The sequence below is a fragment of the Archangium gephyra genome (assembly GCF_049060025.1).
In the GTDB taxonomy this organism is placed as follows: Bacteria; Myxococcota; Myxococcia; order Myxococcales; family Myxococcaceae; genus Archangium; species Archangium gephyra_A.
Window position 1 is genome coordinate 8,043,820 of the sequence record NZ_JBMEQQ010000002.1, and the last position, 12,298, is coordinate 8,056,117.

General features: G+C 71.5%; 9 protein-coding genes and 2 pseudogenes. 7 read left to right on the forward strand and 4 right to left on the reverse strand.

From position 1 onward, the window contains the following. The first annotated feature begins 31 nt into the window (after nt 1-31). Genes ACN28I_RS35345 through ACN28I_RS35360 form a run of 4 tightly spaced genes read left to right on the forward strand, consistent with a single transcriptional unit; the run spans nt 32 to nt 4,098 of the window. Nucleotides 32-1,012 carry a site-2 protease family protein gene (locus ACN28I_RS35345; protein ID WP_420946307.1) on the forward strand — a complete coding sequence of 327 codons (981 nt, stop codon included), beginning with the start codon at nt 32-34 and terminating at the stop codon, nt 1,010-1,012. Continuing rightward, nucleotides 1,009-2,208: a hypothetical protein gene (locus ACN28I_RS35350; RefSeq protein WP_420946308.1), complete on the forward strand. Its 1,200-nt coding sequence runs from the start codon at nt 1,009-1,011 to the stop codon at nt 2,206-2,208. The genes ACN28I_RS35345 and ACN28I_RS35350 overlap by 4 nt, the downstream gene beginning before the upstream one ends. A 4-nt stretch (nt 2,209-2,212) precedes the next feature. Then, nucleotides 2,213-3,547: an ATP-binding protein gene (locus tag ACN28I_RS35355; RefSeq protein ID WP_420946309.1), complete on the forward strand. Its 1,335-nt coding sequence runs from the start codon at nt 2,213-2,215 to the stop codon at nt 3,545-3,547. After that, nucleotides 3,544-4,098, forward strand: a complete 555-nt coding sequence (locus ACN28I_RS35360; protein WP_420946310.1) for a response regulator transcription factor — start codon at nt 3,544-3,546, stop codon at nt 4,096-4,098. The genes ACN28I_RS35355 and ACN28I_RS35360 overlap by 4 nt, the downstream gene beginning before the upstream one ends. A gap of 7 nt (nt 4,099-4,105) precedes the next feature. Here the strand turns inward: ACN28I_RS35360 and ACN28I_RS35365 are convergent, their stop codons facing one another. After that, nucleotides 4,106-4,507, reverse strand: coding sequence for a hypothetical protein (locus ACN28I_RS35365; RefSeq protein WP_420946311.1), 402 nt, complete (start codon nt 4,505-4,507; stop codon nt 4,106-4,108). A 301-nt stretch (nt 4,508-4,808) separates the two neighbouring features. Between ACN28I_RS35365 and ACN28I_RS35370 the strand changes: the two genes are divergently transcribed. The 3 genes and pseudogenes from ACN28I_RS35370 to ACN28I_RS35380 all read left to right on the forward strand — a co-directional run bounded on the left by ACN28I_RS35370 (nt 4,809) and on the right by ACN28I_RS35380 (nt 8,439). Continuing rightward, on the forward strand, nt 4,809-6,809 hold the full coding sequence (locus tag ACN28I_RS35370) for an ATP-dependent DNA helicase (RefSeq protein ID WP_420946312.1): 2,001 nt from the start codon (nt 4,809-4,811) through the stop codon (nt 6,807-6,809). A 350-nt stretch (nt 6,810-7,159) separates the two neighbouring features. Beyond that, nucleotides 7,160-8,242 (forward strand): annotated as a pseudogene (locus ACN28I_RS35375) (sensor histidine kinase); the annotation flags it as partial. Nucleotides 8,243-8,304: 62 nt separating this feature from the next. Next, entirely contained in the window at nt 8,305-8,439 is a 135-nt protein-coding gene (locus tag ACN28I_RS35380) for an ATP-binding protein (protein WP_420948780.1), read from the forward strand. Nucleotides 8,440-8,623: 184 nt separating this feature from the next. Here ACN28I_RS35380 and ACN28I_RS35385 read toward each other — a convergent pair. The 3 genes and pseudogenes from ACN28I_RS35385 to ACN28I_RS35395 form a co-directional block, all read right to left on the reverse strand. Beyond that, nucleotides 8,624-9,752 (reverse strand): annotated as a pseudogene (locus tag ACN28I_RS35385) (type IV pilus twitching motility protein PilT). 2 nt (nt 9,753-9,754) lie between these two features. Next, nucleotides 9,755-11,482, reverse strand: coding sequence for a type IV pilus twitching motility protein PilT (locus ACN28I_RS35390; protein ID WP_420946313.1), 1,728 nt, complete (start codon nt 11,480-11,482; stop codon nt 9,755-9,757). A gap of 251 nt (nt 11,483-11,733) precedes the next feature. Further along, complete coding sequence (locus tag ACN28I_RS35395; RefSeq protein WP_420946314.1) at nt 11,734-12,270, reverse strand: GNAT family N-acetyltransferase; 537 nt, start codon at nt 12,268-12,270, stop codon at nt 11,734-11,736. Nucleotides 12,271-12,298: the final 28 nt, after the last annotated feature.

Consider the following 12,298-nt stretch of genomic DNA (forward strand, 5'->3'; position numbering starts at 1 on the left):
CCGCCGGGCGTGCCTACCCCCTTCCATTCCTATGGAGAGCGCTCCCGCCCGCGTCGTCGACCGCCCCTGGTTGCACCTGCTGCTCTTCGTGCTGACCGTCGGGACCACCTCGCTCACCTTCGACAGCCTCTTCGACCGGGCGGCGTTGCCGTGGGAGGCGCGCCTCGCCGAGGCCCTCACCTTCAGTGTCGCGCTGCTGACCATCCTCGGCTCGCACGAGATGGGGCACTACGTGCTGGCGCGCCTGCACGGCGTGGACGCGTCGCTGCCCTACTTCATCCCGCTGCCGTACCTCGGGGTGGGCACGCTCGGGGCCGTCATCCGCATCCGCGGCCGCATCCCCACCCGCAACGCCCTGGTGGACATCGGCGCCGCCGGGCCGCTGGCCGGGCTGATCGTGGCCCTGCCCTTCCTCGTCTGGGGCCTGGCGCACTCGCCGGTGGTGGACGTGCCCGAGCCGTCCGACGTCTTCCCGGGCCGCTCTTCCCTCTGGAGCCTGGGCGGGGACTTCATCGAGTGGCTCCAGGTGAAGCTCTCCCTGGCCGAGGCCGCCCCGGGCGGCGCCAGCGACATCCGCTATGCCGTGCTCTTCTCGGATGGGCCGCTGATGCGGGGGCTGAAGTGGCTCGTGCTGGGGCCGCTGCCCGCCGGCAAGGGCATCCAGGAGCACCCGGTGGTGATTGCCGGCTGGTTCGGCCTGCTGGTGACGCTGCTGAACCTCGTCCCGGTGGGACAGTTCGATGGTGGACACCTGGCGTACGCCCTGTGGGGCAAGCACGCCCGGTGGGTGGGCAAGGCCATGGCCCTGGTGCTGCTTTTCCTCACCCTGTTCTACACGGTCTCCTGGGGCCCCTGGTTCCTGGTGGCCACCAAGGTGGTGGGATTCGGTCACCCGCCGGTCACCCAACCAGCCGAGCCTTTGGGACTCGGGCGGAAGCTGGTCTGCGCGGTATGCTTCCTCGCGCTGGTGGGGTGTGCCATGCCCGTGCCCATCCGAATGGAGATCTGGTGAAGTACTTCTGCGAGGCTTGCGAGCGGCTCGTTCCCCCGGCGTCGTTCCGGATGGAAGACGGACTGCTCGTGGTCAAATGCTCGCGCTGCAAGGTGGAGATGCGCAGCGTGCCCGAGCAGGCGGGAGCGCCTGTCCCGGCGGCCACCTCCAAGCCGGTGAAGGTCTCGAAGGAGCCGAAGCTGGCGGAGCCGAAGCCGGCCGAGCCGGTCATCATGCTCGGCCAGAGCGAGGCCGAGCCGGACCCCATCGAGAACGAGCCGACCCGGCGCGTCGCGGTGCCGGCGGAGATCCTCGCGGCCATCGAGAACGAGGCCCGGGAGGCGCGCCGCAAGGAGAAGGGCCCCGCGCCCGCGAAGACGCCGGTGCCCGTGGCCGAGCCGGCGGCGAAGACGCCCGCGCCCGCGCCCGTGGTGGTGAAGCCGCAGGTGGCCGAGCCGGTGGTGACGCGATTCCCGGCCCCCGAGCCCGTGGCGGCGAAGGCCCCCGAGCCCATGGCGGCGAAGAGCTCGTCCTCGTCGTCCCGGATGGCGATGTCCGAGGCCGCGGCGGCGAACCTCATGGTGCTGCGGCTCGCGGAGGTGCAGTCGCGTGGGGGCGAGTCCACGCCCGCGCCGGCCGCCCCGGAGCCCATGCCGGCCCGGGCCTCGAGCACCCAGCTTCGCGTGGTGCAGGACCCGTCCGCGACGCCCGCTCCGTCCTCCTCGCCGTCCTCGTCCTCGTCGGACGACCCCTTCATGCCGCCGGCGGGCTTCTGCCCCAAGTGCATCGGCGTGCGGAAGGAGGGCGCGGTGGTGTGCCCCTTCTGCGGCCTGGACTACGCGCGCTTCAAGCCCGACGAGTCCCGTCCCTCCGGGGCGGTGGCCTCCACGTGGTTGGGCGTGGTGGAGCTGTGGGAGAGCAAGGGCGCGCACGACAAGGTGCTGGCGCTGTCCTCGGAGCGCGGGGAGCTCGCCGCGCTGGGCCGCCTGTACCGCATCCGGCTGGCCCGCAACCCCGAGGACGCCATGGCGAAGCGGGGGCGCGAGGAAGTGCTCCGGCTGGCCGCGGCCAGCTCGACCCTGCTGTCCACGCCTCCGCCGGACAAGCGCACGAAGATGCGGATGGCGGGGCTGGGCCTGCTCTTCCTGATGCTGATGGTGGCGGCCGTGGTGATTGGCGCCCAGGTGAAGCGGATGCTGACGGCGGGGACGCCGTAGCGCGGTGCGGGACGCGCAGGCCATCAACCTCTCCTGGCTGCTGCGCCTGCGGTGGGGCGCGGTCGTCGGGCAGGCGGCCATCATCCTGGGCGCGCATTTCGGGCTGGGGATGACGCAGCGGCTGGGGCCGCTGTTCGCCACCATCGCCGTGGCGGCGGCGAGCAACGCGGCCCTGGGACTGTGGGCCCGGCGCGAGCGCCCCATCCGCGAGCGGTTGCTGTGGGCGGTGATGGCGCTGGACGTGGTGCTGCTCACGGTGCTGCTGGACCTGAGCGGCGGGCCCTTCAATCCCTTCAGCGCGCTGTACCTGGTGCACATCGCCCTGGCGGCGGTGGTGCTGCGCGCGGGGTGGACGTGGGGGCTGACGGTGCTGGCCATCGCGTGCTTCGGCGCGCTCTTCGTGGACCACCTGTGGTTCCCCAGCCGGGGGAGCGAGCTGTCCTCGGCGCACCATCCGCAGCACCACATCCATGACGTGCGGATGCACCTCGAGGGGATGTGGGCGGCCTTCGCGCTGGCGGCGGGCTTCATCGTCTATTTCGTGCAGCGGGTGACGCGGGCGCTGGCGGCGCGCGAGGCGGAGCTGGTGGAGGCCCGGGCGGCGGCGGCGCGCCACGAGAAGCTGACGGCCCTGGGCACACTGGCGGCGGGGGCGGCGCACGAGCTGTCCACGCCGCTGTCCACCATCGCGGTGGCGGCGCGGGAGCTGGAGCGGCAACTGGCGCGCACGGGCGCGGAGGCCACGGCGCTCGAGGACGTGCAGCTCATCCGCGAGCAGGTGTCGCGCTGCCGGGACATCCTGACGCAGATGACGTCGGACGCGGGGGCGAGCCAGGGCGAGTCCATGGTGGAGCTGGCGCCCGCGGCCCTGGTGGAGGAGGCGCTGGAGGGGCTGCCGGAGCGGGAGCGGGTGCGCACGGAGCTGGACGCCCGGACACGGGAGGAGCGGGAGCTCGTTCCGGCGCATGCCTTCGCGCGGGCCATCCGGGGGGTGGTGAAGAACGCGCTGCAGGCCTCGGCGCCGGGGACACCGGTGCGGCTGGGGCTGGTGCGTGAGGCGGCGGAGTGGCGGCTCACGGTGGAGGACGCGGGCGAGGGGATGCCGGCGGAGGTGCTCGCGCGCGCGGGAGAGCCCTTCTTCACCACCAAGGCGCCGGGGGAGGGGATGGGGCTGGGGCTCTTCCTCACGCGCGCGGTGCTGGAGCAGTTGGGCGGGGGGCTGGTGCTCCGCTCCACGCCCGGCCGGGGGACGACGGTGGTGCTGACGTGGCCCGCGGGGGGGCTGCGACAATCCGCCGCGTTGCCTCCAGGCGCTTCCCGGGTGAAGCCAGGGGCATGACGAGCCCGACGCCCGGACATGCCCCGACCCTGCTGCTCGTGGACGACGAGGCGGTGTTCCGCGAGCGGCTGGCGCGGGCCTTCCGCGAGCGCGGCTTCGAGGTGAGCACGGCGGGCTCGTATGACGAGGCGCTGGCGCTGGCCACGAAGGACTCCCCGGAGCTGGCGGTGGTGGACCTGAAGATGCCGGGACGTGGGGGGCTGGAGCTGGTGCGGGCGCTGCACGCGCTGGATGCGTCCACGCGCATCATCGTGCTCACGGGCTACGGGAGCATCGCCACGGCGGTGGAGGCGGTGAAGCTGGGAGCGTTCAACTACCTGCCCAAACCGGCGGACGTGGACGACCTGCTGCTGGCCTTCTCGAGGGGCCCGGGCGAGGCGGTGCAGGTGACGGAGGACTTCCAGCCGCCGACGCTGGCGCGAGCGGAGTGGGAGCACATCCAGCGGGTGCTGACGGACTGTGGAGGCAACATCTCCGAGGCGGCGAGGCGGCTGGGCCTGCACCGGCGCTCACTGCAACGGAAGCTCCAGAAGTACCCGCCCGCGCAGTAGCGGCCCCTCAGGGCTGGCACGCCTCCCGGAGCCACCTGGCCGCGGAGGAGACGTCGTCGAAGAACACGGCCGAGCCCGGCGTCGCGTGCTCCACGGTGGTGATCGCGGAGATCTGGCTGAGCCGTGAGGGCGATTGCACCCACGCGAAGTGGCGCAGCCCGGCCTCCCGCAGGCGGGGGAACCAGTTGCTCGCCACCCAGTAGGAGGCGCCCACCCAGATGCCCGTCACGTTCGTGTTGTCGTTCAACACCTTGGACAGCCGCTGCTCCGCGAGGTGCCGGAGGATCTCCTCGCAGCCGGACTTCACCATGTCCACGGACTGGTAGCCCTTCCAGTCCGCATGGAGCCATCCATCCGGCTCCAGGTGAATGTCGATGTGCTCGCTCGTATAGAGCTGACGCCGGCCCACGGGTTTCCTCCGTTTCCGCGGGGATTTTAACCGCGAGTCGCGCCGCCGCATCTTCTGGGGCCCCCGGTCAACGCGGCGAGACGCCTGTCCGTCGGGTGCTCAGCAGAAGAGGCGGGAGCGGGGCGCGGAGAGGGGAACTTCTGGACGAAACCCCCACCCCCTCGGGAGGGGATCGGGGGAGCGGAACGGCCCGGCGCCAGCCCCACCGGGCGGGCAGCCGAGCCGCTTCTGCACAAAACCCGACGAGCGAGCGGCGCACTGTTATCCTGGAGTGCCCCTTCCTCCGTCGTTTCCCCCCGCAATGTCCCTGCCTGCTTCCTCGCTCCGGCTCTCCGTCGACACACTGCTCGGCCCCGGTGGGGCGCTCCAGTCCGCGCTGGACTCGTACGAGTACCGCCCGGAGCAGCTGCAGATGGCGCGCTCGGTGGAGAAGGCCTTCAGCGAGCGGGGCTACCTGCTGGCCGAGGCGGGCACGGGCACGGGCAAGACGCTGGCCTACCTGGTGCCGGCGCTGCTGTCGGGGCGGCGGGTGGTGGTGTCCACGGCGACGAAGACGCTGCAGGAGCAGATCTTCTTCAAGGACCTGCCGCTGCTGCGCGAGCGCATGGGCCTCAGCTTCGAGGCGGCGTACCTCAAGGGGCGCAGCAACTACCTGTGCCTGCACCGCTACGACGCCTTCAGCAAGGATCCGCAGTTCTCCTCGCGTGAAGAGGGCCGGTACTGGAAGCACCTGCAGGCGTGGGCGAGCCGGACGGAGACGGGGGACCGGAGCGAGCTGGAGCTGCCCGAGTCCTTCAGTGCGTGGAGCCGGCTGTCGACGACGTCGGACACGTGCCTGGGCTCGAAGTGCCCGGTGTACGAGAACTGCCACGTGACGCGGGTGAGGCGGGCGGCGGAGGCGGCGGACCTGCTGGTGGTCAACCACCACCTCTTCTTCGCGGACCTGGCGCTGCGGGGCCGGGGCCAGCGGGGCGAGGGCGTGCTGCCGCAGTACGACGCGGTCATCTTCGACGAGGCGCACGCGCTGGAGGACGCGGCGGGGAGCTACTTCGGACACTCGGTGTCCAGCTTCCGGCTGGAGGACCTGGTGCGCGACGCGCTGGGCACGCTGGCGCCGACGGACTCGCGTTTCGGGATGCTGTCCTCGCTGGTGGTGCGCCTGCGCACGCATTCGGAGGCGCTCTTCTCGCAGGCGCCGCGGGTGCTGGGGCTCAAGGAGCACGAGGGCGCGGTGGCGCTCAATCCCGAGCGGCTGGCGCTGCTGTCGGACTCCATCGAGCAGGTGAAGGAGTCGCTCTCGGCGCTGTCGGCCTTCACGCTCAGCGAGCACGAGCCGGAGCTGACGCTGCTCACCCGGCGGTGCGCGGAGCTGGTGGCGGACCTGTCCTTCCTGGAGAAGGTGGAGTCCCACGACCACGTGTACTGGGCGGAGGCGCGCGGCCGGGGCGTCTTCCTGCGCGCGAGTCCCATTGAGATCGCCAGGGAGCTGCAGGAGCGGCTCTACGGCGGGGTGGACACGGTGGTGTTCACCTCGGCGACGTTGGCGGCCGAGGGGCGCTTCGACTTCTTCGCGCGGCGCATGGGGCTGTACGACGAGGAGGGCGTGCCGGTGGCGAGCGTGCGCACCGTGTCGGTGCCCAGCCCGTTCGACTTCGAGCAGCAGTCGGCGCTGTACCTGCCCACGCACCTGCCGGACCCGGCGGCCCCCGGCTTCATCGAGGCGGCGTCGGAGGAGATCATCCGGCTGTGCGAGGTGACGGGAGGCCGGGCCTTCGTGCTCTTCACCAGCTTGCGCAACATGGAGCGGGCGCATTCACTGGCGCGCGGCCGGCTGCCCTACCAGGTGCTGTTGCAGGGCGAGCGCCCCAAGCAGCAGTTGCTGGAGTCCTTCCGCGAGGTGCCCAGCGTGCTCTTCGCGGCGCACAGCTTCTGGGAGGGCGTGGACGTGCCGGGGGACGCGCTGAGCCTGGTCATCATCGACCGGCTGCCGTTCGCCTCGCCGGGGGACCCGGTGGTGGCGGCGCGCATCCGCCAGCTCGAGGCCCGGGGCGAGGAGGCCTTCGGGGGCTACCAGCTTCCGCAGGCGGCACTGGCGCTGCGGCAGGGCTTCGGCCGGCTCATCCGCACGCGGGCGGACCGGGGCATCGTCGCGATGCTGGACCGGCGCATCGTCACCAAGAATTACGGGCGCGCCTTCCTCACGAGCCTCCCGCCGGCCCGGCGCATCGACCGGCTCGACGCGCTGAGCGCCTGGTTCGACGGCACGCCCGAGGTCGTGCGCGAGGACGACGTCGACTTCTGACGGAAGTTTTCACTCGCCGCGCCCCTGCCGGGACACCGCTGCGTTGGCTGTTGCGCATTGTGGGCCGGGTGCCCTTCGCGCCCGCTGCTCGCCCGCTATTCTCCGCGAGGTGAAGGTTGTGCAGTGCCTCGACCGGGGGAGCGGAGGCGACCATGTTGGCACGCGGGGTGGAGTGGGATGTCGCTGGGGAGAGGGCGGAACCGGACCCGCTCCTGACGCGGCTTCAACGATCGGAGCGCACGCTGCTCCAGCTCTCCGAGGCGCTCGGGCAGGGGGACCTGATGTCGATGGTCTCGGCGCTGCGGCGGGAGGCCGAGTCCCTCCAGGGGTTGCGGGGTCAGCTCGAATCGATGCTGGGGAGCTGGGCGCTGGTAGCGGAGCTGTCCCACCGCCTGCTCAACCTGCCGCTGGAGGAGATAGAGCCGGGGCTGAGGGCCGCGCTGGCGGTGCTCGGCGAATGGTTCGAGTCCCAGCGCGCCTACGTCTTCCTGCTGTCCGAGGACCGGCGCCAGGTGACGGAGGTGTACGAGTGGTGCGCGGAGGGTGTGGCGCCCCATGACGTCGACGGAGCGCGCGCTGTCCCGCTGGAGACCATGCGCTGGTCGATGCGCCAGTTGCTGGCGGGGCGGACCGTCCTCGTGAAGGACACCGCGCTGCTGCCACCGGAGGCCGCGGCCGAGAAGCAGCTCTGCGAGATGCTGGGCACCCGCTCCTACGTGCACATGCCGCTGTTCCTCGGGGGGAGGCTGCTCGGGTGGCTGGGCTGTGACGCGGTGGGGACGCCCGGGGCGTGGCCGGAGGAGTCGCTGCGGCTGATGGCCGTCTCCGGGGGCGTGCTGGTGAATGCCCTGCAGCGCAAGCGGGTGGCGGCGTCCAACGACCGGCTCTCCGAGAGCCTGGAGCAGCTCCAGGAGGCGCAGAGCCAGTTGCTGTTCGCGGACCGGCTGGCCACGATCGGCCAGCTCGCGGCGGGCGTGGTGCATGAGATCAACAACCCGCTGTCCTTCCTGCTCAACAACCTGGCGCATGCGAAGCGGGTGATGGGGCAGGCGCGGCCTCAAGACGTGACGCAGGCCCTCGCGGATGCGAACGAGGGCGCCGAGCAGGTGCGCGTCATCGTGCAGGACCTCAAGCTGCTGTCCTGTCCGGACGAGATGGAGAGCGGCCCCGTCGAGGTGGGGAAGGTGGTGCGCAGCGCGGTGAAGCTGGCGGCGCACGAAATCCGCAACCGGGCGGGCGTGGTGGAGTCACTGGACGAGGTGCCGCGGGTGCGGGGCAACGAGGCGCGCCTGTGCCAGGTGTTCCTCAACCTGATGCTCAACGCGGCGCACGCCATCTCACCGGGGCAGCCGGAGCGCCACCGCATCCAGGTATCGGCCCGGGTGGTGGAGGGGCAACGCGTGCTCGTGGAGGTGAGCGACACGGGCTGCGGGATTCCGCCGGAGGCTTCCTGGAGCGCGTGTTCGATCCGTTCTTCACCACCAAGCCGGTGGGGGTGGGGAGCGGGCTGGGGCTCTCGGTGTGCCGGCGCATCATCACCGCGCACGGTGGGGAGCTCTCCGTGGAGAGCGAGCCGGGACGGGGTACCACCTTCCGCGTCTTCCTGCCGGTCCACACCGTCGATCACTGAGCCCCTTTAATGTCCCCTCTCCCCTCGGGAGAGGGTCAGGGTGAGGGTGCCCGGGCCCGTTCTCCAACCCGTGGCCCAGAGTGTGGACAGTGGGGTCAACCCGGGTTCACCCGATACCCTCACCCCGTCCCTCTCCCGGGGGGAGAGGGGAAATGGCCGGGTTGTCGGCGCATGTTCCCACTGCTCAGTGCGAGCCGCCGGCCTCCCCGAGGTCGAACTCGGGCACCTCGAACTCCGGCTTGAGCCGCTGGAGAATCTTGGCGAAGGCCTCCTTGTCCTGGGCCTTCTCCAGGGCGGCCTCCGGGGTGATGGTGTTGGCCGCCACCAGCTTCTCCAGGTGCATGTCCAGCGTCTGCATGCCCAGGTTCTGGCTCGCCTGCATCTTGCTGGCGATTTGAAACACCTTCCCCTCGCGGATCATCGAGGCGATGGCGCTGGTGCCGATAAGGATTTCCAGCGCGGCCACGCGGCCCTTGCCGTCCGCGGTGCGGATGAGCTGCTGGGCGACGATGCCGGCGAGGCCCTCGGCGAGCATGCCGCGCACCTGGGGCTGCTCCTCGGCGGGGAACGAGTTGATGATGCGATCGATGGTGGCCGGTGCGCTGTTGGTGTGCACCGTGGCCATCACCAGCACGCCGAAGCTGGCGAGCTGCAGGGCCAGCTTCATCGTCTCGTTGGTGCGCAGCTCGCCGATGAGGATGACGTTGGGATCCTCGCGGCCCGCCGAGCGGATGGCGGTGGCGAAGTTGGAGGCGTGGATGCCCACCTCGCGGTGCGTCACCTGGGACTTGGCGGACTCGTGCACGAACTCGACCGGGTCCTCGATGGTGAGGATGTGCGCCGGGCGGGTGTGGTTGATGTGGTGGATCATCCCCGCCAGCGTGGTGGACTTGCCGCTGCCGGTGGGGCCGGTGACGAGCACCAGTCCGCTGCGGCGCTCGGCCAGCTTGCGCACCACCTCGGGGGCGTTGAGCCTCCGTGAGCGACAGCACCTTGCTGGGGATGGTGCGGAAGACGGCCGCCACGCCCGTCGTCTTGTGGAAGTAGTTGGCGCGGAAGCGCGCCTTGGTGCCGTAGCTGTAGGCGAAGTCGAGATCGAGGTCCTCCGTGATCTGCCGCTTCTGCTCGGGGCCGGGAAGGATCTCGAAGAGCATCGCCTCCAGCTCCGGCGCGGTGAGGAGGGCCTCGCGCAGGGGGGTGAGCTCGCCGCGGATGCGCCCCAGGGGCGGGTGGCCGATGCTCAGGTGCAGGTCGCTCCCCTTGTTCTCCAGGAGCTTGTCGAAGAGGGCGGCGATGCGCGGAGCGGAGCTCATGGTCAGGCGCTCTTGCGGTTGAGGAGGTTGCCCATCTTGGACAGCAGCTTGCCCCCATCCGGAGAGGGCGGGCCCTCGGGAGGCGCGCCGGGCCGCTTGCCCGTCACCATGGCCTCCAACTCATCGGGGCTCTCGGCGTAGACCCTGGCGATCTCCAGCGTCGTCTTCCCGGAGCGCACCAGGTCGGCGAGCGAGTCGTCGAAGCGGACGATGCCCAGCGACTTGCCGCGCTGCTGCAGGGAGGGAATCTGGTACGTCTTGTTGTCGCGGATGAGGTTGCCCAGGGCCACCGAGCCCGGGAGCAGCTCGGCGGCGGCCACCATGCGCTGGCGGTCCGCGCTCGGCAGCAGCCGCTGGCTGACGATGAGGCGCAGGCTGCTGGCCAGCGTCATGCGCACCTGGGCCTGGTCCGCCGGGGGGAAGAGGTCGATGAGCCGGTCGATCGTTTTCGCCGCGCTGGGCGTGTTCATCGTGGAGATGAGCAGGTGGCCCGTCTCGCTGGCGGCCAGTGCCATGCGCACCGTCTCGGTGTCGCGCAGCTCGCCCACCAGGATGACGTCCGGGTCCTCGCGCAGGCTGCCCTTGAGGGCGCTGGCGAACGTCTTGGTGTGCGTGCCCACCTCGCGCTGGCTCATCAGCGCCTTCCTGCGCGGGTGGAGGTACTCCACGGGGTCCTCCACGGTGAGCACGTGGTGGCTCGTCTCGCAGTTGATGCGGTTGACGATGGCCGCCAGGGTGCTCGTCTTGCCGTGGCCGGAGGGGCCGGTGACGACGATGAGGCCCTGGTGGTGGTGGGTGGCCTTGGCGATGTCCGTCGGCAGGCCGAGCGACTCGAGGGTGGGAATCTCGCGCGGGATGAGGCGGAAGCAGCCCTTGTAGCCGGTGCGCTGGCGGGAGACGTTGACGCGGAAGCGGCCGGAGGGGCCCAGGTCCAACGAGAAGTCACAGCTCCCCTCCCGGTCGAGCACCGGGCGCAGGCGCGCGGGCACGTGGGGCAGGATCATCGTCTCCACCGTCTCGGGGGGCAGCGGCTCGCCGTGGGGCAGCAGCTCGCCGACGAGGCGGAAGAGGGGAGGGCGGCCGGCGATGACGTGCAGGTCGCTCGCGCCCACGGTGCGCGCGTCCTCCAGCAGCATCGTCAGGTTGTGCGCGGACTCCGGGCGCACCACGAGGCGGGGGCCCTGGGGCGCCTCGGCCACGGGCTCGGCGGCGGGCGGGGGCGGCTCGGCGGGCGGAGGCGGCTCGGGCGTGTGCCGCTCCGACGGGAGGATCTGCACGCCCTTGGCCGGTTTGGCGGCCATTCCGCCCGCCGGAGGCGCCGGACGCGCGGCGGGGGCTGGAGGCGCGGCGGGAGCGGCGGGGCGCTGGGCGGCGGGCGCGGCCGGGGCGGGAGCCCGGGGGGCGGGCGCGGCGGCTCCGGCCTGGGGCTCGGTCCGCATGACGCGCACGTTGAGCACGTCTCCCCGGCGCAGGGCGCCGACGACGACGGAGCCCAGGCCCTCAAGGCGCAGGGCCCACTGGCTGGGCTTGTCGGAGACGGTGGCGGCGCGGGCCTCTCCCACCAGGGCGTGCAGCATCCCCTGCAGCCCCTCCGTCGTGAGGAGGGCCGGGTCCACCGCCTCGAAGGCGCCGATCGCCGTCTTCACCATGGGGGTGCGCCCGGAGATCAGGGCGAGCTCCACCGCGCCCGGGCGGGCCAGGTGGCGCAGCAATTCCGTGAGGGTCTTCATGCCCGGCTCATCCTTCTTCCAGCCCGGCGCCATGCCGCCACCGGGAGAGCGGGTGCAGCATAGCCGGGAATTGCCACGAATTCTGGAAAGAGGACGGCCGTTTCCCCGCCGGGCCCGAGGGCGGGCAGGGGGGCTGCTATATAAGGAAGCGCCCGGCGCGGGCCCTCGGGGAGGGTCCAGGCCGGGCGCTTTCAGGAGGGGGAGGAGGCGGCCCTGGAGGACGCGGCCGCTCTTCCCGTCCTAGGGGCTCCTCACAGCTCGCGCGACATGAGGAGGCGCAACTTGCCGGACTTCTTGGACACCACCGTGGCCACGGTGGTGAAGCCCGCGTTGCGGTAGAAGCTCACCGCGGGGGCATTGGCCGGGTCCACCCGCAGGGCAATCGTCTTGCGGAACATGTCCCGGGCCACCTGGAGGGCCTGGTTGAGCACCGCCTGGCCCAGGCCGCGCCGGCGCAGCTCCGGCCGGATGACGATGTTGCGCATGTAGGCGGCGCCGGGCACCGGCCCATCCCGCTCCACCGTCACATAGCCCACCACCTGGTTCTGCACCTTGGCCACGTGGATGTAGGGCCTCAGCGTCGTCAGCGACTTGAGGCTGTCCTCCACCGTCTCGCCCCGGCTCTTCCAGGGCTCCGAGCTGGAGCGCAGGGCGGCCACGGACGCCATGTCCTCATCGGTCGGGACGGAAAACTTCACCGCCGGCGCCAGGTCGTTGGGCAGGTTGGCCATGTCCGGCACTGGCATCGCCGCCACCTCCACGCCCGGGTCCACCCGCTTCATCGTCATGCCTTGCTCCTCCATTCGCTCTACGATC